Source organism: Bacillus sp. FSL R5-0439 (assembly GCF_038008805.1).
Classification (GTDB): domain Bacteria; phylum Bacillota; class Bacilli; order Bacillales; family Bacillaceae; genus Bacillus; species Bacillus safensis.
Genome location: NZ_JBBOZW010000001.1, coordinates 2,902,674 through 2,921,614 on the forward strand (window position 1 = coordinate 2,902,674; position 18,941 = coordinate 2,921,614).

Consider the following 18,941-nt stretch of genomic DNA (forward strand, 5'->3'; position numbering starts at 1 on the left):
TCCTATGATCAATCTCTTATCATATCGTAGTCGCAGGTTGAGGGATTTATGAATACTATTTACTATCCGAAGCTTTTTACACGTTGTGGACAAATTAAGAGGATTGGGTGAGGAATACATGCCGCATCATCATGAGATGAACGAAGTAGAAAAAACAGCAAGACGCCGTTTACAAGAACGAGGCGTAACCATTCAAGATATAGCAGACCTTGTCTACTTTTTACAGGAAAAATATCATCCTGGCTTAGACATGACAGAGTGCATCCACAATGTGGAGCGTGTCATCGCAAAACGTGAAGTCCAAAATGCGATTTTAACGGGCGTTGAACTAGACGTACTCGCCGAGCAAAAGAAGCTGACTGAGCCGCTTCAATCAATACTTGAAACGGACGAAAGCCTGTATGGCGTTGATGAAATTTTATCCTTTGCTATCGTCAATATATATGGTTCGATCGGCTTTACGAATTACGGATATATCGATAAAGAAAAACCGGGAATTCTCGGAAAACTCAACGATAAATCCACAGGCGAATGCCACACCTTTTTAGATGACATCGTCGGCGCTATTGCTGCTGCCGCATCAAGCAGGCTGGCACATAGTGCGAAAAATGCGGAATAAAGAAAAAGAGGACGCGCGCGTAACGCTTGTCCTCTTTTTTTATGATAATCGCTCAATCCACTCGGATAATGAATCAATGACATAGGTTGGCTGCTTTTCATACTGCTGAAGCAGCTCTTTTGTTGTCACACCTGTATGGACGAGTAATGTGTCCATGCCTGCATTCATTCCTGCCATAATATCCGTATCATAGTTATCACCCACCATGAGCGTCTCAGACACATCTGTTCCAAGCACACGCATCGCTTGTTCCATAATAATGGATTCTGGCTTTCCGATAAATGTCGGCTGAACTGTTGTCGTCACAGTCAGTACAGATGTTAACGAGCCATTCCCTGGCAAAAGCCCTCTTTCTGTTGGGATGGCAATATCTCCATTTGTTGAAACAAATTGTGCGCCTTGACGGATGGCAATCGCACCTACTGCTAATTTTTCATATGTAATGCCCCGATCAATTCCAACAACAACAAAATCTGCGTCTTCCTGACCAAACGTCAGCCCTTTTTCTTCAATCGCCTGCTTGATTCCTTCTTCACCGATTACGTAAACTGACGCATCTTTCTTTTGCTCAGCAATATAATTGGCCGTCGCCATACTTGTTGTAAAAACTTGATCTTCTGTGGCTGGAATATCGAAGGAAACTAGTTTTTCCGCTACCTGCTTTGGCGTGCGTGATGAGTTATTCGTGACAAACAAGTAAGGGATGTTCAACTCATTTAACTTCTGAACAAATTGACCTGCTTCTTCGATCTTTTCTGTTCCTTTATACATTGTCCCGTCTAAATCAATTAAATAGCCTTTGTATTTCATGATGCTCACAACTCCAATGGTTTATTTAAACGCTGATACTGGGCCAAGCTCCTGCTCCAAGTAGGTACGGATGCGGCTTGGAAAGACCTCTAGCGCCTGCTCTACTTCGCTGATCACCTGCAATAAGTCATGATGATCCACTTCCTGATATTGCTGCACAAGTGTTTTGCGGGATGAGACAAGCTTTTTCAACTGACTGCCTTCACCTTCTGGTACGACCTTTTCATCAACAAGGATATCCATGATGTCATCATAGCTTCCTGGATCACGCATAATAAAGCCATCAATCATGTCATTTCCAGTATCAAGAATACATTCGACGAGCAAATGAACAATTCGTTCCAGCGCTTTTTTTTCTAGAGGACTTGTCCATGTTTGATGACTCTGCATCAACTCATATTGCTCCTCGAAAAAACGTAATGTCTCTTCAATCTTTTTTCTGTCTACGAAATACATTATGACGCTCCCCTTTGCGTTATTTTCTGATTCGTTTTAAGACAAAATAGGCACAGCCAAAATTACAGTATTCATAAATGTATTCATCGAGTGTGCTGATTTTAGTATCAAATGTGGCCTTTTGGTTTTGGTCATCAAAGAACCCTTTCAGCCTGAGCTGATTATAGCCCCAGTCCCCCACAATATAATCATACTTATTTAAAATATCTGAGTACCTTGCTTTAAACGCTTCTTCATTAAAGCCGTCTTTGATATCTCTTACAAGATCAAAGGTAGCATTCTGAATGACGATCATCTTCTCACCTCTTTTTAAACGATCCATCTTTAATGATAATTCATTGGAAGAACTCCATCAATTGCTAAAGCATGTTTTTTCCGATTTAGCCGAAGCTAAAGGAAAAAGGAGGTCACATTTATGAAGAAACAACTGACAGCCGCGATTCTCCTCAGCATGCTTTTAGGCGGGTGCGGCTTTCAATCAGGTATGAACCGGCAAGTGGATGAAGATTCTTCAAGTAAAACCATCCGTCTGTCGGATCGTCATGAAGGAAATAATTCCAACATGCCAGAAGCAGACACAAACAAAGCAGGATATGTTCGTTATCAGCGCCAGCAAGTAACGGATCAGAAAGAAAGAACCCCTGCTTTAAATCGTGAGCATCTTGCCCACGTGATTACAAGTTTAACGGTGCAGCTGCCAAACATCAAAGATGCTGCGACACTTGTGACAGATGAGGATGCACTCATCGTGTATCGAACAGGAAACAAAAACCGTGATGAATCTGCCGATCAAGTAAAGAAAACGGCGGTTTCTGTTCTCCCTCGTTATTATCATGTATACGTCTCTGATAATCCAGAGCACTTTCAATCCATTGCCAATTTTTCACGTCTTCAAACCAATTCACGTGATTTTGACCAGATTTTAACTAAAACAATTCAGCAAATGAAGTACTCCCCTCAAGGTGGAGATATTTCAACGAAAGAAGATGCAAATGGGATGACGAATTCCGACCGTACGATGAGAAGAAACGCCCCTTATGGCCAAAATTAATATGAGAAAAAACGCCAGAGAGCTCTGGCGTTTTCTTTGTTATGCTTGCGCCTGACGCTTTTTAGACGCTTCGTTTACTTGTTCATCTGCATGGTAGGAAGAGCGCACAAGCGGCCCAGCTTCACAGTGGCTAAAGCCTTTTGACATCGCAATTTCCTTCAGCTCTGCAAACTCATCCGGATGATAGTATTTTTGAACTTTCAAATGCTTTTTCGAAGGCTGTAAGTACTGACCAATCGCCATAATATCCACGTTATTGGCAAGAAGATCATCCATGACTTCAATGATTTCTTCCTTCGTTTCACCGAGTCCAATCATAATGCTTGATTTTGTTGGAATGTCGGGCTGCATTTCTTTTGCACGACGCAAGAATTCTAATGAACGATCATATGTAGCACGCGCACGAACTCTTGGCGTTAATCTGCGCACTGTTTCAATGTTGTGATTTAAAATGTCAGGACGAGTGTCCATTAACGTCTTCAAGTTATCATAATTACCGCCCATGTCTGAAGGGAGAACTTCAATTGTCGTGAATGGGCTTTTTCTTCTAATCGCACGAACGGTTTCAGCGAATACACCTGCTCCGCCATCCTTTTGATCATCCCTTGCAACCGCTGTGATGACAGCATGCTTTAAGTTCATTAATGCTACTGAATCTGCCACGCGTTCTGGCTCTTGTAGGTCAAGCTCAGTTGGAAGTCCAGTTTTCACCGCACAGAAACGGCATGCGCGCGTACAAACAGATCCAAGGATCATAAATGTAGCGGTTCTTCTCACTGCCCAGCATTCATGAATATTCGGACATTTTGCTTCCTCACAAACGGTATGCAGGTTGTTTTCCCGCATCATTTTCTTCAAACCGGTATAGTTTTCATTCGTATTCAGCTTAATTTTAAGCCAGTCCGGTTTTCTTACGTGCTCTTCCTTCTTTGCCAATTCCATCATCTCCATATGAATTCGTTAAAGGTGCATCTACAAAAATCTTCCTGCTATATACGATGGATGCAGCCAAGAAGCTGCAAAAAATTGAATCCTCGGCCTAAAGCCTTTTCTTTAGACACTTTAACATAGTACAGATTGAACAACAAGGGAATGAGCTGCAAAAATACCCAAAAGCCTCCTAAAAAAACCGAAGAAAATTACTAACATTTTCTTCTTATGAAATAGAGTGATCTAACCACACTAAACGGTAGAAGACGATGCTCGATGAAAGGAGATGGACGTTTGTGAAAGTGGTTTTAGCCATCATGATTGCTCTTTCAATGCTCCCTTTACCTGTTCATGCAGAAGGGACCGGCAAACAGCCAGATGAATTGAAGCAGAGAATGGCCCTATATGAAAAAGTCTCCATCACAACACAGGTTCCATGGTATGTACTTGCTGCAGTTGATCAGTATGAACACAATATTCGAAAAAGCAGAAGAGATTTACCGAAACAAAAAGGCGTCATTGGCATCTACATTCCCCGGGAAATGTGGATTGGACCAGAAAACCCGAATAAACAGGATACCTCTCCTTTAAGCATTAAAGTGTTTGATGGAATTGGGCTTGATGGGAATGGGGATGGCAAAGCAAGCAGCGATGACGATGAGGATGTATTATTCACGTTTGCTCAATACTTGCTTCACTACGGCAGCAGCATTGATCAATTAAAAATTGGCTTATGGGACTATTATGGACGTGATCAAACCGTTGGAATCATTTCATCTTTTATGAAGCTATATAAGCACTACGGCCATCTTGATCTTGGAAAGCATGCTTTTCCTCTACCAGTTGGAGCTGACTACAGCTACCGAAGTACATGGGGAGATGCGAGAGGATTTGGAGGAAGAAGAATTCATGAGGGAACCGATTTATTTGCCCATTATGGACTTCCCGTTCGTGCGACATCGTATGGCGTGATTGAAATGAAAGGATGGAACCGCTTTGGCGGCTGGCGGATAGGCATTCGAGATATTCATAATCATTATCATTACTTCGCTCACTTAAATGGCTTTGCGAAAGGACTTAAGACAGGTCAAATAGTTGAACCAGGTCAGGTGATTGGATCTGTCGGAAGCTCCGGTTACGGCCCTCCAGGCACCGCAGGAAAATTTCCGCCGCATCTTCACTATGGCATGTACAAAGACAACGGCAGAACGGAATGGTCATTTGACCCATACCCTCATTTGAGGGCGTGGGAAAGAGCTGAACGGAAACGAAAATCGTAAAAAAACAGCCCAATCATTGTTGGGCTGTTATTCCTTTTTCTCCTTTTTCTCTGGGAGAACAATTGGTGGAGCACCTGAATTTGTTCCGCTGCCATTATAATAATCTGGTACGTCTCCTTGAACGGCTTGTATGGAGACAGGAACAGAGTTTTTGACTACGATTGTTTCAGAAGCAAATGGGATAATGACTCTTACCTTAACCTCGATCAGAACACTAATATCAATCAAGGCATTGTTGATGCCATAAGGCTTAATGTTTTTCTCAACGTCCGTGTGCGGATCACCAATCACACTAAAGCGTACAGGTACTTTTGGTCCGAGGTTGGCGATGAGTGCATTTCCGGATGCCTGACCGAGCGGAATGTTATATATAATGCCGTCATGTCCATCTGCTTGATCCTTTAACGCTTCTTTTGCCTCTTTTTGAAAGTTCCCCTTTTCAATGTCCTCTAAATTTTTCTGAAGATGACGTGATAGGTCAGCCATGGCTTTCGATGTTGCTTGCGCATTAAAATCGATGGTCGTCACTTTTCCGTTCTCACTTGTATTCATGACCACCATATCCTTCATATTCTCCTGATCGTCTGCAAAGTCTTGAACTGAATATTGTATGAGGTGATTGGCAATGCGCTCTGTTTCTAGTTCAGCAATGTGAATAAGGGTTGGTTTAATGGATCGGTTGATAAAAAATAAACTAATCACGGTTGAAAGCACAAAGAATACGATGGCAAGCAGCATGACGTAACGAAATGGCAAAGGGCCCTTCTTGTAGGGGCGATAACGGCGGTTCATTCTCAATAAAAAATCCCCCCTTCTCCATTACATGTGTATGCAGACAGGCGGGGGGATAGGAATCATCTCTCTATTTTATTTCACCATTTTTAATAATGCATCTCTTCCAATTGTTCCAGCAGAGATACCCAGTGCTTCTGCGGCGTATGTCACAGATTCTAAAGGAGCATCGAGCAATTGCTCAATGGTTCTTACCCCAACTGCTCTTCCTGCAATAATTCCTCTATCTGCAAGCTTTTCATTCAAGAGCCCGACATCAAGTGCACCGCACATGATATACCCGTGTTCATTTGTTACTGCCATGAAATTTGTCTTCGGCAGTTTGACGGTGACCGCTGTAAAGGAATGGCCATCAATTGTAATAGGTGTTAAATTCACCAAATCCCTTCACTCCTCTCATCACAATCTATGTGAAAAGAGGGCGCGTGTTGTTAGGCTGAAGCGGATTTCATGTGGCTTCCTTCAAGCGCCATGTCAGAACATCACGTAGAAATTCAGGCATGAAATATTCAATGTGATCGTGATCACGGATATGAGGAAAAAGAGAGCCTAATGTATACATATCGACTGTGCCAACTGTATAGGAGGCGTCTTTTTTGATCAATTGACCATGTACAAAGACATCCTTCACCCGTTTGGCCTCGCCTTCTTCTAACGTATAGCTGAGTCCGCTATATAGCATTTTCCCCATCAGCTCACCTCTAAAGCCGAAGCCTTTAATGCGCAGCTGTTCCATTTTTTCTTCACAGCCCCGCCGAACCGTTTCGATGAGCTGTTGACCGGTAAGCGTCACCCGAATGGGATTAATAGGATGCGGACATATCCGGTGGATTTCTTCTCTTGTGACGATCCCTGCCTCTAATGAATCAAGCACCATACCCGCATTCATCATGCCAATATCTGCCTCGCCCCAATCTTTAATGGCATCTGTTAAGAGCTGCGGAAGCGGAGATTCGTCGAACCACTTCGTTTCTAGCTTCGACTCAATTGTTGTGACTTTTTCCTGCATGAGTGCTTTCGCTCTTCTTTCTGCCTGCTGTAAGGTGGTGATGGCTTCATCTGATTCACTGATGAGCTGATCCACTGACTGCACTGTCGCCTTTTTCTCTATCAGCTCTTTGCGTGCTGTATCGATTGTCAGCTCGACGCAGCCAATATAATGCCCATACTTTTCAGCGCATGCAAGAAGCACCCCATTGTCCATTTCACCTTGTTCTAACAGATGATGCGTGTGCGAGCCTAGGATGATGTCGATTTCAGGGAAGTCACGGGCGACCTCTCGATCATGGATAATACCGAGATGGGATAAGAGCACAATGACATCTGCCTGTCCCTTCACTTCCTGCAACATGTCCCGTATGCTGTCAAATGGATCAGTAATGTTCCAGCCCAGCTTTTCATAAACAGGTGTATACGCAATGGTCACGCCTAAGAGACATATTCTCAGTCCGTTTTCCATTGTGATCATATGATAGGGCTTTGCCCATGATGGCCTTTTGCCTTTCTCAAATAGATTAGACAGGACCACAGGAAATTGTGCATTCTCATATAGGTGATCCAGCTGATCATGAGGCAGCGTAATGCCTTCATTATTCCCGATCGTAACTCCATCATAGCCAAGCTGATTGAGGAGCTTGACATTTACCTTTCCATAATCAGCTTCGGATACGAGGTTCACTCGATCCATATGGTCGCCAATATCAAACAAGAGCATCTGATCGTGAACTTGACGCTTTTCTTCAATATAAGCTGCAATTTTTGGCCAGTTCTCAAAGTGGCTGTGCAAGTCGTTTGTATGATATAACCATAGCTTCTGCAGCATGTTGATCTCTCCCTCAAGTTGTCACTGACCGTCTCATTCAGGTTGAAAGCTTCAGTCAGCTCTCGGTTAACTAAATAAATCTAACTGCTTCGGAGACAGGCTTGAATACGTGATATCCAGCAAATCAATCATCTGCTGTCCATTTGCCGCTGCATCTCCGCCGGAGTTATTATTAAACACGACATAGACATCTTTCGATTGCTGATGCAGGATGTCGAGATTCTTTTTCCACTCTTTTAATTCAGCTTCATTATATAAATATAAGTATCTCACTTCACGCCAATTCTCATGGTCTGCCGGGTGAAGCCAGCCCTGTTTATTCCTCCCGTGAAATCGGACCAATGTTTTATCACGGTGTGTAGCTTGTATGACTGGCGGAATGGAGCCTTCTCCGACTTGCGGTTCATCACAGACGGAATGAATCCATCCTTCCTTTTCCATAAAGGATAAAGTCTGCTCATAAAATTCCTCTGAAAACCATGTACGGTTTCGGAATTCGAGAGCACAAGGAATATCACCCATCTTCTCCTTACACCATCTTAAATAGTGGACGTGCTCTTTTTTGCAATCAAACCAAGGTGGAAATTGAAAGAGCACCATGGCGAGTTTCCCTTCACGAATGAGCGGAGTCAGCGAAAGAATAAATGCATCAAACATGTCCTCCTTCGAAGCAAACGGAATCTCCCCCCTTTGATGTCCAGTCATCCCTTGGTATGCTTTCACAACAAACTGAAAGTCATCCGGAGTATCCTTTATCCATTTTTCATGATTACGCTCAGGCTGAACCGCATAAAAGCTGGCATCTAGTTCCACAATGGGAAACGTTGATGCGTAGTGAAACAGCTTTTGCGCGCTGCCAATTTTCGGCGGATAAAGACTGTCATGATCTCCCCAGCCAGTTAATCCGATATAAATCATGTTTCTCACCTCTTGCCACTCTCATGTATAGACGGCTTCCTCACATCAAAGCCTTTGTTCCTTGTGATACCCATATTTCTGAAAGAAATTCTTCTGTCTACAACATATCATATTTGCTCGTAATTCTGAATGAAGATGACTGGCGGCACGTGATTTTATCCTGACGCTCTGTTTGTTTGTCATATTAATTAACAACTTTCTATCTAAAATGATTTTAGCTGATAACATAAAATGCATATCAGAGATGTTGACAGTGATTGTCCATTTTTTTATTCATCTTCACCAATAAAGGAGATTGAGTGGATATGAACATAGACGATAACCAGTTTGACATATTACAAAAAATAGCCAGAAATATTCACGAGCCTGTCTATTTGTTTAACCAGTATGGACGTATACTGTATACCTCGAACTCCATGATGACGAGCCCAGAATGGATGCACATTCTCCCCTTTTTTCGAAGCAGGACAACTCAGTCTTTTTCGATGATACATGCTAAACAAACCTTTTCCATCTTTCCGATTGATTTAAACGAACAAACATGTGATTACCTGGTCATCCTTTCTTTCATTCACCCGCAGAATAAAGCATTGCATGGGATGATTGCAAAAGCAGTGAACGAAATGTCGATTGCTCGTATGAGACAATATGCCGCCCTGCAAATGGCCAAGCGTGCTAGAAATGAGGGTTTTCGCAGATGGATAGAGAGGGCATCGTCTTCCCAGCATGATCATTTACATTTCGCTCAATCGTTTGGATTAAGCGCCGAATGCCGCTATCTATGTATGATCTGTCAGCTTGACCAGCGTAGTGATACCACATGTTTTATGAAGCAGCAAATGGTTTTAGATCATGTGATTGATCTGCTCGAAAGCGCACTTCTAAACTGCCCATTTCCTGCCTTTCTGTTTGTCAAAGGTGATATGGGTGTTGTATTGATGGAGGAGACTGGCAGTTGGCCGGAGGTTAGCGGCAGTCTCATCTCTTTTTTAAAACAATTGCAGCTGCTTGTTAAACTGCAATTGAATCACACCATTTCTTTTGGGGTGAGTTTGACCGCCTGCCTAATCCACCATCTGTCTGAGGGCTACAATGAAGCATTAGAGGCTCTTCAAACCGGACATCTCTCATCGCGAACTGATTATATTCAATTCTATCAGGCGAAGGATGTACCAGATTTACTAAGGCTTATTCCAAGAAAGGATATGATCACGTTTCACCAGCTGCACCTACACCCGTTATCTGAACCATCACAAGTCGATCAAAGTCTTCTTCACACCTTGTCTGTCTATTTAGAAACCCATTGCCACATTTCAGAAACAGCCAAACGATTGTCTATTCATCGCAACACGGTCATTTATCGCCTTGAGAAGTGTGAAGAATTGCTTCGAATCAGCTTAAAAGATCCTGACGCAACATTGCGGCTGCGCTTAGCCTTCCGTATTCAAAGGTTTCTCACATCCCATCCTGATTGAATTTTTTCTTCCGAAGCTTCATATAGTTTGGAAGAGAAAAATGAGTCTCGAGGAGGGATGACAAATGGATGATGAGCTCCGTCACATCCCGCAGCCCATTCGAAAGGATGGCGCGGGTGCCACCGACTTAGGCCCGCGTGATGTCCTTCGAGATATAGAGAACCCAGATATGCTCGTTCCCCCTAAAACCGATGCCGGAACCATTCCTAATTTGAAATTTTCATTTTCTGATACACACATGCATTTGAATCACGGCGGCTGGTCGAGGGAAATTACGAAGCGGGAGCTGCCTGTTTCAACAACGATTGCAGGTGTCAACATGCGGCTCACACGCGGAGGTGTTCGTGAGCTTCATTGGCATAAACAGGCGGAATGGGCGTATATGATTTTAGGCAAAGCCCGCATCACATCTGTAGATGAAGAAGGGCGAAATATGATCGCTGATATAGAAGAAGGTGATTTGTGGTATTTTCCACCTGGTATCCCGCACTCCATCCAAGGACTTGAGGATGGATGTGAGTTCCTTCTTGTATTTGATGATGGCGATTTTTCTGAATTTGATACATTCACGATCACAGACTGGTTTGCCCATACACCAAAAGAGATTCTATCCGCCAATTTTGGTGTTCCTAAGAAATTGTTTGACCGTATTCCGAATAAGCAGCGCTATATGTTTCAAGGCTCACCGCCGGCATCTTTAGAAAGCCAAATGGTATCTGATCCATACGGGAGCATTAAGCCGCCATTTACGCACCAGCTTCTTCGTCAAAAGCCGCTAACGACCTCAGGCGGAACCGTCCGAATTGTCGACTCACAGAATTTCCCGATTTCAAAAACGATTGCCGCTGCACTTGTCGAAGTAAAACCTGGCGGCATGAGAGAAATGCACTGGCACCCTAATAATGATGAGTGGCAATACTATTTAACCGGCACGGCCAAAATGACGGTCTTTGGAGCAGGAGGTACTGCCCGCACCTTTAATTACAGAGCAGGTGATGTTGGATATGTTCCTTTTGGTATGGGGCATTACATCCAAAATATCGGCCAAACGAGCCTTTGGTTTTTAGAAATTTTTAAAAGTGACCGATTTGCAGATATTTCGTTGAATCAGTGGATGGCCTTAACTCCGCCTCAATTAGTGAAAGAGCATTTACACGTAGATGATGCAATGATTCGTGCGCTTCATAAAGAAAAATCACCTGTCGTGAAATATGAGAGATGATGCGATTTTATTGATAAAAAACCGATCATTTTTTAGATGATCGGTTTTATCATGGTTAACTCTTATCGATACCAAGCTTTTGCTAAATTGTTTTTAAAGTTACTGTCCTTGAATGGTACGTTGGCACTACCAAAGTCTGTTGTATTCAATGCATGTCTTGCTGCCGGCGTTAGATCATCCCAGCCAATTAAAGGCTGCATCCCTTTACCGCTCACATTGCCGCTTACATCCAGCTCGTGGTTCAATGGCCAATTGCTATCATAACCAACCAAAGGATTTGTTCCTAAAATACTTGCGGCACTCGGTGCTGCTTTCTTATATTGCCCATGACCTGAGTAAGCAATCGATTGAACACGCGGGCTCGCTACAGCTGGGTTGTCAATCCAAACGACAATGGATTCCCAGTCATGACGATGACCAAAGCCCGGTGAAGGATTATCTTTTGGGAAATACCAAGCATACATAATTGCCCAGCTGCCATTGTACCAATCTGAACGTGAATATACTTGACCGATATTACTGCTGCATCCACCATTATGTGAACCGCTCGTTTTTAACCCTCTGCTTGTGTTTCCAGTAGCATCTACAGCTGGGAATGGTACACATCCATGCCATACTTTCAAATAAGGCTGAAATTTTTTCGCTGCTTTTTGTGTAACAGTTGTTGGATTGACTTCTCTAAAACCAACTACCTTGTCATGATCAATTTCTGCCGCATGAACTGCTGATGGCACTGCTGTACTAAACATGGTGACGATAAAAAATATAATGGCAAACATAAACTTCTTCATTTTCTATCCCCTTTTCTCTTGATTATCTCAGTTACCTCATGCTGTCGAGATTGATGTTACCATTGTGGAAAAAGCCAATCAATCACTTTTTACACAAAATGTATGTTTTAGTATTTTATTAACAAGGTTTTATTAATCTCAAAGACCTAAATTTATGGATTTCATCTCAGTAAAAGGTGTAAATATTGATAAACTATACTATTCATTTAGATAAAATATAAAACATATACTATTTCTAATTGGAATTTTTCTAGATGTATTTCATTCAATAAAAAAAGATTGTAGATCAACTACAATCTTCCTTGCGCTGCATGAGCATGCTGCACTTTTTTCCCCCACACGATGGATGCAGCGAAACTGACGCAAAGCACCAGTGTTCCAAACATAAAAGGAAACTCAATATTCACATCAAATAATATACCAGCAAGACTCGGTCCGACGATATTGGCAAGGCTCATAAAGGATGTATTGAGACCGCCTGCCACCCCTTGCTGATTGCCTGCCATCTTGGACAGCAATGTATTGAGGGCTGGACGGACAAATGACGTAGCCGATAAAAATAAAATCGAACCTGTAAAGATCAACCAAAAGGACGGCGCAAAACGGCAGGCGATCAGCATGAAAGCCGCACCTAACAGCGCATAACGCACGACTCTCATCTCTCCAAATCGTTTCACACAGGCATTCACTAACGCACCTTGGACAAGCACCCCAGCGAGACCCGCAACCGTAATCACAAACGCAATATCCTTCGGTGAAAATCCGTGTTTTTGGTCTACATATAAGCCGAAAATCGATTCAAAGTGAATGATCCCGAAATTGAGGACAAAGGCCAATATAAACAAAAAGCCGTACGATGTCTTTAGGGCCTCGATCATTTGTACAAAAGGATTGAAATGAATGTCCTTGTTGAGCCGCGCCTCTTCCTGCTTTTCCTTTGTTAATGTTTCAGGTAAGAATAGGATGGATAACAAAGTAGAAAGGGCGGCAAAGGAACCGGCAATGAGAAATGGAAAAGCGATCCCGTACTCAACCAAATAGCCGCCTACGCCCGGCCCAATGACAAAACCTAGTGTCATCGCTGCACTGAATAGACCCATTCCTTTCCCTCGGTCCTTTTCACTTGTGATATCAGCGATGTATGCAAACATGGCCGGCATGAGCAAAGCCCCGGCAGCACCGCCTAAAAAGCGAGACACAAACAGCATCCAAAGCTGATCAGCAAAAGCAAAAATAAACTGAGCAATCGTAAAGCCGGCAATCCCGGCAATGATCAATTTTCTTCGTCCAAATCGATCGGTCAGTGCGCCGGCGATCGGCGATAAAGCGAATTGTGTGAGGCCTGTTGCAGCGACAAGAAAACCGAGTGTTTTTCCTGTTGCGCCAAAGGCTTCGATGTAACTCGGCATAACAGGTACAATGAGGCCAAAGCCAAGCATGGCAATAAAAATATTGAGCATCAAAATGTATAATCTGCCCATCTTCTTCATACAAAAAACCTCTTTCTGCAAAATAAATGAAAATGATGACAAAAAGGATGAGAACTTCTCCAGTATAGCGATAACCTTATCTATAAGTCTAGTTTTTCAAAAATTAGCGTTCTTTTCCAAATAAAAAAATACCCGCCAGTGGCGAGTATGTTGGAGCTCGTTATTCAGCTTGTTCATAGATAGAAAGAGCCGCCTGAAGCCCTGCTCCGCAATGGATAGATGCACCGTGTTTGATGAGAATCGCTTCCAGCCCCGCTAACACAAACAGCACATTTTCCTTTCGGCAGCTGTAGCCCATTGTCCCAATTCTCCATATACGGCCGGCAAGCGGACCAAAGGAGCTTGCAATCTCAATTCCAAAATGATGAAGCAGGTCGAAACGGACCGCTTCTCCGTCAATACCCTTTGGAATGACAACACAGGTCACAACCGGCATTTTACAATCTGGATCACCAAACAATTCAAGCCCCATCGCTTCAAGACCTTTCATCAAGGCTTTTTCATGATACGCGTGTCTTTGAAAACGTTCAGATAGCCCTTCTTCCAGCACAAGACGAACCCCTTCTCGCAGTGCATAGAGCATCGTTGTCGCTTCTGTATGATGATTTAATCGTCTTGGGCTCCAATAATCCTGAAGCTGGCTTAAATCAAAATAATTGCTTTTGATTGGAGAAATATCGATCTGTTTTTGTAATTCATCCTGTGTCGCAATCCCTTTTTCTACTTTCTTTCTCGATTCAATGACAGCTGCGACTCGGTCATTATATGTAATAGGTGACATGCCTGATGGTACAGATAAACATTTCTGCGTGCCGCCAATCGCCGCATCTATTTTCCATTCGTCCACTTTTACCTCGACACCGCCAATGGTTGCCACAGCGTCTACAATGAACAGTGCATCAAGAACCCGGCATGCTTCACCAATTTGCTTGAGCGGCTGCAATCGTCCGGTGGATGTTTCACCATGAACCATGGCAACGATTTTAGGCTTGACCTGCTTTATTTCTTGGATGATGTCGGCAGGATCAAAAACCGTCCCCCATTCACATTCCATAGTATGTACTTCAGCACCGTAGCGCTGCCCTATTTCAATGAGCAAGTGACCGAAGCGTCCAAAGACAGGCACAAGCATCGAATCTCCCGGCTCAATCACACTGGCGAGCACAGCTTCAAGCCCTGAACGGGACGTACCGTCAATTGGATAAGCCCATTTGTTTTCTGTTTGAAAAAGTGACCGCAATAAGGTCATTGTTTCGTTCATTATGTGTGTAAATGCTGGATCAAATTGACCAAGAATAGGGGTGCTCATCACACGGAGCACTCTCGGGTCTACTTCTACGGGCCCCGGTGTCATTATCGTTCTCGAAGGTGTTTGCAGTTCTTTCACGTTATCCATCCTCTCCCTTGCTGTCCATCCTTATAAGCCCACTTATACAGGAATGCTCCTAAAATAGCAATCTCTTTTCCTACGAACTCATTACATAAAATTTACGAGAAATCCATTTATTTCTTCATCACAATATGATAGAAATAAAGAGAATACATTCCCTATCAAGGAGGAAATCGAATGAAAAGAACTTTATTTGGAACTGTGGCCGCCGGAATCATGATATTCGGCACATTCGCCGCCCCGCTGCCTCCAGCTGCAAACGCTCAAGGTTTCAATCTGAATGAACCTAGTCAAACGATCACCTTTTCCCCGTTACAGCTTCAAAACGAAACATCTGCACAACAAACGCAAACTGCCGCCACAAGTCAAATCGATTCCTATTACCAATCTGCTACTGGCAAATCAGGACCCACTCTTAAAAAAGCTTTACACGATATCATTGATGATCATACGCAGCTATCCTACAGCCAGGTTTGGGATGCATTAAAGAAAACAGATGAAGACCCCAATAACCCAAACAATGTGCTGCTGCTTTATAGTGGTGCCTCCCGCTCAAAGCAAGCGAATGGCGGGAATGTCGGCCAGTGGAACAGAGAGCATGTCTGGGCCAAGTCTCATGGCAATTTTGGGACAAGCCAGGGGCCTGGGACAGATCTCCACCACCTTCGTGCGACAGATGTGCAAACGAACAGCACACGTGGAAATTTAGATTTTGATACAGGCGGTAATGAATACAAAGGGGCGCCGGGCAATTTCTACGATAGCGACTCCTTCGAACCTCACAGCCGGGTCAAAGGAGATGTTGCGAGAATGCTCTTTTATATGGCGGTTCGCTACGAAGGTGATGACCGCTTTCCAGATTTAGAATTAAATGACAAAGTGAATAATGGAAGCTCGCCTCTTCACGGCAAAATGTCTGTGCTTCTCAAATGGCACAAGCAGGACCCAGTCGATCAAATCGAACGGAACCGCAATGAGATCATATATCAAACGTATCAGCACAACCGCAATCCTTTTATTGATCATCCTGAATGGGCAAGTGGGATTTGGGAATAAAAAAAGGCACTGCTATGCTACGAGCAAGCAGTGCCTTTCTTTTGTTCAAGAGGACAAACAAGACAATAATCAAGACTCTCTGATTTTTTCTCAAGCTTATAATACATACAGCAGGTTTTCCGGTTGGATGTTTCAAGTAAGCTGTCGTCTAGGTTTAAACTGTGCTGAAATGGATTTTGCTGAGCTCCAAATACATCACCAGCCGCCTGCTTCAGGAACAGATAATCCTCCCGCACGCGCTGCTTCACCGCAGGTTCTTCCGCTTCCCGCATCATGCTTCGATAAAGAGAGTTGATTCGAACCGCTACATTTTCCCATAAAATACGAGAAGAGAGTTTTGATGTGCGGTTCAGCACGTCTAAAATAGGTGTGACACACTCCGTAAACAGCGCACGTACGACCTTCTCTCTCCACTCATGCCGATCTCCTTCTAGTGGAACAAACGAACACGCCGCCTCATCCACTTCAATTTTCCGATCCTCTCTAAATGCACATGCTGCTGGTGAAAACTGATAGACACCGTCATACAGCGTCATCAAATATAAAGAGGAACTGACGGCTAAATAGGCATACCGCTTTGAAAACATAGAAGCTGCTACCGCAAGATTGGGTGCATGCATCGCTTTCTTTTCAGCTTCTAATAAACGTATGACGGCTTCTTCTGAAAAAAGCGCAGCAAGTGTGCGATCAGATGTCATTGGTCCATTTGTGATGTGTACCCCGAAATCAAGTAATTCTCTCTCAACCCACTCTGGCCTCATATCAAAACCCCCTTCTTCTGTTTATCGATTGCGCTGTTGATATAACAAATAAATAAAGAACGGTGCACCAATAGCTGCCGTAAATACACCTGCTGGGACATCTAACGGTAGAAATGCGGTTCTAGCCACAAGATCAGCCAGCATCACGAGAATACTTCCAACAAGCGCAGATGCTGGGACAAGTGCTATGAATGAACGTCCAATGATCATCCGTGCAACGTGCGGCGCCATGAGTCCAACAAATTCAATGCCGCCTGCAAATGCGACTGCAACACCAGCCAATGTCACACTCATCAGGAGAAAGAATAATCGTTTCGCCTGCACTTTTACCCCGAGACCTGTTGCAAGATCATCTCCAAGTTCTTTTACATTCATCGTTCTTGCTAACACCATGACAATCGGTAAAATAATCATCACCCAAGGAAGCATCGCCGTGACGTCTTTCATCGTAGAACCATATAAGCTGCCCGTCAGCCAGATATATGACTTTGTCGTTGTCATCGTATCACTAAGAACAAGCGTAAACGTCACACATGCCTTCATAATGGCAGAAATCCCAATTCCCATTAGGACAAGTGTGATCGGTTTGACCCCTTTTTTCCATGACAGCAAATAGATTAGGCACGATACCGCAAAAGCACCGGCAATCGCCCATAAGGATTGATAAGCAATAGGCACAGTGCCCATCCAAAAGACGATGAACATAATCGCACCAAACGAAGCACCACTCGTAATCCCAATGATGTCAGGAGATGCCAGCGGGTTGCGGATCAATCCTTGCAAAATAAGCCCTGATACCGCAAGGGAGGCTCCGACTAAGACAGCCAGCAGCGTTCGTGGAATCCTCAGCGTATTTAACACAAAGGAATTGCCCTCTCCCTGACCGATTAAATGAAGCAGCACATCCACCGGCTGAATGAACCGGCTTCCCATACTGAGACTGAGAATAAATAAACCAAAGGCAATGGCCGTCAATAAAAGTAAAATCAAAAATGTTCGCTTTGAAAATTGAAATGAAATGCGCCCGCCTTTAGAACGCACTGTATATGTTTTAGCCACCTGTCTTCAACCCCTTGCGCACGAGATAAACAAATAGAGGCGCTCCTGCTACCGCCGTCATGACACCAATCGGCACTTCCTGCGGCATGATCAGAAAACGAGCCGCCAGATCCGCGGCAAGTAAAAGCGACGCCCCCACAACGGCACAATACGGCAGTACCCAGCGGTGGTCAGGTCCGACAAGCTTTTTCACAATATGCGGCACAAGAAAACCAACAAAACCAATTGAACCGGCAACAGCGACCGAACCACCTGCTAAAAAGACGACGAGTACACCCATCGTGATTTTCAGCAGCAGTGTACGCTGGCCAAGTCCTTTGGCAATATCATCTCCTGACAAAAGAACATTAATAGAACGTCCTAGAAGCAGCGCCACAATCGTCGCACCTAAAATATAAGGCAAAACAGGGATTAACATATCAATGCTTCTTCCAGACACTGAACCCGCCATCCAGAACAAAATACTTTGAATCGACTGCTCATTCACGATTAAAAGACCTTGTGTAAAAGACGCAAACAGTGCAGATATCGCCGCTCCTGCAAGGACAATTTTGACCGGCGTCAATCCATCTCTTCCAATGGAACCCAATAGAAAAACGAGCATCCCTGCAATCGCTGCGCCTAGAAAGGCTGTCCACATATAGCCTGTTAACGACTCTGTTGAAAAGAAAACAATCGAAATCACGATAAAAAAGAGTCCACCTGCATTAATTCCTAATAAATCAGGCGCCGCAAGCGGATTTCTCGTCAATGCCTGCATGAGTGCACCTGAAATCGCCAGGCTAGATCCAACGACCGTTGCGATTAAAGCTCTTGATAATCTGGATGTCATGACAATGACACTGTTTGGATCCGATTCATCAAATTGAAGAAAAGCATGGATGGTGGCTTTGAGGGAAATTGAGGTTTGCCCAAGGGAAATACTGAGCATAAAAAAGACCAACATCAACACAATGAATCCAGCAAAAAGCAGTGCCTTGCTTGAATCCTTTTTTAATAAACTTCTCATCTAATTCCCG

General features: G+C 43.7%; 20 protein-coding genes. 6 read left to right on the forward strand and 14 right to left on the reverse strand.

Annotation, left to right across the window (positions count from 1 at the left end; all coding sequences use genetic code 11):
• Nucleotides 1–118: 118 nt before the first annotated feature.
• A complete protein-coding gene (locus NST59_RS15040; RefSeq protein WP_047202457.1) occupies nucleotides 119–619 on the forward strand; it encodes a phosphatidylglycerophosphatase A family protein in 501 nt (166 codons plus the stop codon).
• A 39-nt stretch (nucleotides 620–658) separates the two neighbouring features.
• Here the strand turns inward: NST59_RS15040 and NST59_RS15045 are convergent, their stop codons facing one another.
• The 3 genes from NST59_RS15045 to NST59_RS15055 are packed head-to-tail and all read right to left on the reverse strand — an operon-like array spanning nucleotide 659 to nucleotide 2,180.
• The gene (locus tag NST59_RS15045) at nucleotides 659–1,432 is read right to left on the reverse strand and encodes a TIGR01457 family HAD-type hydrolase (RefSeq protein WP_228280214.1); all 774 of its coding nucleotides are present in this window, start codon (nucleotides 1,430–1,432) and stop codon (nucleotides 659–661) included.
• An 18-nt stretch (nucleotides 1,433–1,450) separates the two neighbouring features.
• Nucleotides 1,451–1,885 carry a DUF86 domain-containing protein gene (locus tag NST59_RS15050; RefSeq protein ID WP_039181197.1) on the reverse strand — a complete coding sequence of 145 codons (435 nt, stop codon included), beginning with the start codon at nucleotides 1,883–1,885 and terminating at the stop codon, nucleotides 1,451–1,453.
• A 19-nt stretch (nucleotides 1,886–1,904) separates the two neighbouring features.
• Complete coding sequence (locus NST59_RS15055) at nucleotides 1,905–2,180, reverse strand: YutD family protein (RefSeq protein ID WP_039181199.1); 276 nt, start codon at nucleotides 2,178–2,180, stop codon at nucleotides 1,905–1,907.
• Nucleotides 2,181–2,300: 120 nt separating this feature from the next.
• Here NST59_RS15055 and NST59_RS15060 point away from each other — a divergent pair, with 120 nt between their 5' ends.
• The gene (locus NST59_RS15060; RefSeq protein WP_058838103.1) at nucleotides 2,301–2,936 is read left to right on the forward strand and encodes a YhcN/YlaJ family sporulation lipoprotein; all 636 of its coding nucleotides are present in this window, start codon (nucleotides 2,301–2,303) and stop codon (nucleotides 2,934–2,936) included.
• A gap of 39 nt (nucleotides 2,937–2,975) precedes the next feature.
• Here the strand turns inward: NST59_RS15060 and lipA are convergent, their stop codons facing one another.
• The gene (lipA, locus tag NST59_RS15065; protein WP_008360456.1) at nucleotides 2,976–3,872 is read right to left on the reverse strand and encodes a lipoyl synthase; all 897 of its coding nucleotides are present in this window, start codon (nucleotides 3,870–3,872) and stop codon (nucleotides 2,976–2,978) included.
• Nucleotides 3,873–4,198: 326 nt separating this feature from the next.
• Here lipA and NST59_RS15070 point away from each other — a divergent pair, with 326 nt between their 5' ends.
• A complete protein-coding gene (locus NST59_RS15070) occupies nucleotides 4,199–5,146 on the forward strand; it encodes a M23 family metallopeptidase (protein WP_228280212.1) in 948 nt (315 codons plus the stop codon).
• Between the two features lie 27 nt (nucleotides 5,147–5,173).
• Here the strand turns inward: NST59_RS15070 and yunB are convergent, their stop codons facing one another.
• The 4 genes from yunB to NST59_RS15090 form a co-directional block, all read right to left on the reverse strand.
• A complete protein-coding gene (yunB, locus tag NST59_RS15075; RefSeq protein WP_082672222.1) occupies nucleotides 5,174–5,944 on the reverse strand; it encodes a sporulation protein YunB in 771 nt (256 codons plus the stop codon).
• 69 nt (nucleotides 5,945–6,013) lie between these two features.
• Entirely contained in the window at nucleotides 6,014–6,319 is a 306-nt protein-coding gene (locus tag NST59_RS15080) for a YunC family protein (RefSeq protein ID WP_024425980.1), read from the reverse strand.
• Nucleotides 6,320–6,386: 67 nt separating this feature from the next.
• The gene (locus tag NST59_RS15085) at nucleotides 6,387–7,760 is read right to left on the reverse strand and encodes a bifunctional metallophosphatase/5'-nucleotidase (protein WP_341040801.1); all 1,374 of its coding nucleotides are present in this window, start codon (nucleotides 7,758–7,760) and stop codon (nucleotides 6,387–6,389) included.
• Nucleotides 7,761–7,826: 66 nt separating this feature from the next.
• Nucleotides 7,827–8,678 carry a DUF72 domain-containing protein gene (locus NST59_RS15090; protein WP_064498081.1) on the reverse strand — a complete coding sequence of 284 codons (852 nt, stop codon included), beginning with the start codon at nucleotides 8,676–8,678 and terminating at the stop codon, nucleotides 7,827–7,829.
• A gap of 305 nt (nucleotides 8,679–8,983) precedes the next feature.
• On the opposite strand from NST59_RS15090, the gene NST59_RS15095 reads away from it, so the two are divergent.
• Nucleotides 8,984–10,153 carry a PucR family transcriptional regulator gene (locus tag NST59_RS15095; RefSeq protein ID WP_126682282.1) on the forward strand — a complete coding sequence of 390 codons (1,170 nt, stop codon included), beginning with the start codon at nucleotides 8,984–8,986 and terminating at the stop codon, nucleotides 10,151–10,153.
• 64 nt (nucleotides 10,154–10,217) lie between these two features.
• Nucleotides 10,218–11,375 carry an oxalate decarboxylase family bicupin gene (locus NST59_RS15100; RefSeq protein ID WP_064498079.1) on the forward strand — a complete coding sequence of 386 codons (1,158 nt, stop codon included), beginning with the start codon at nucleotides 10,218–10,220 and terminating at the stop codon, nucleotides 11,373–11,375.
• 62 nt (nucleotides 11,376–11,437) lie between these two features.
• Here NST59_RS15100 and NST59_RS15105 read toward each other — a convergent pair whose 3' ends face one another.
• The 3 genes from NST59_RS15105 to NST59_RS15115 form a co-directional block, all read right to left on the reverse strand.
• The gene (locus NST59_RS15105) at nucleotides 11,438–12,166 is read right to left on the reverse strand and encodes an NPP1 family protein (RefSeq protein ID WP_247543691.1); all 729 of its coding nucleotides are present in this window, start codon (nucleotides 12,164–12,166) and stop codon (nucleotides 11,438–11,440) included.
• A 290-nt stretch (nucleotides 12,167–12,456) separates the two neighbouring features.
• A complete protein-coding gene (locus NST59_RS15110) occupies nucleotides 12,457–13,656 on the reverse strand; it encodes an MFS transporter (RefSeq protein ID WP_126682283.1) in 1,200 nt (399 codons plus the stop codon).
• Nucleotides 13,657–13,816: 160 nt separating this feature from the next.
• Nucleotides 13,817–15,052, reverse strand: a complete 1,236-nt coding sequence (locus tag NST59_RS15115) for a pyridoxal-phosphate-dependent aminotransferase family protein (protein ID WP_126682284.1) — start codon at nucleotides 15,050–15,052, stop codon at nucleotides 13,817–13,819.
• Between the two features lie 171 nt (nucleotides 15,053–15,223).
• Here NST59_RS15115 and NST59_RS15120 point away from each other — a divergent pair, with 171 nt between their 5' ends.
• Entirely contained in the window at nucleotides 15,224–16,102 is an 879-nt protein-coding gene (locus NST59_RS15120; RefSeq protein ID WP_126682285.1) for an endonuclease I family protein, read from the forward strand.
• A 17-nt stretch (nucleotides 16,103–16,119) separates the two neighbouring features.
• Here NST59_RS15120 and NST59_RS15125 read toward each other — a convergent pair whose 3' ends face one another.
• The 3 genes from NST59_RS15125 to NST59_RS15135 are packed head-to-tail and all read right to left on the reverse strand — an operon-like array spanning nucleotide 16,120 to nucleotide 18,931.
• Complete coding sequence (locus tag NST59_RS15125; RefSeq protein WP_341040802.1) at nucleotides 16,120–16,863, reverse strand: IucA/IucC family C-terminal-domain containing protein; 744 nt, start codon at nucleotides 16,861–16,863, stop codon at nucleotides 16,120–16,122.
• Nucleotides 16,864–16,884: 21 nt separating this feature from the next.
• Complete coding sequence (locus tag NST59_RS15130) at nucleotides 16,885–17,922, reverse strand: FecCD family ABC transporter permease (RefSeq protein WP_039181233.1); 1,038 nt, start codon at nucleotides 17,920–17,922, stop codon at nucleotides 16,885–16,887.
• Nucleotides 17,915–18,931 (reverse strand): FecCD family ABC transporter permease, encoded by a 1,017-nt coding sequence (locus NST59_RS15135; protein WP_034282660.1) that lies wholly within the window; start codon nucleotides 18,929–18,931, stop codon nucleotides 17,915–17,917. The genes NST59_RS15130 and NST59_RS15135 overlap by 8 nt, the downstream gene beginning before the upstream one ends.
• Between the last annotated feature and the right edge of the window lie 10 nt (nucleotides 18,932–18,941).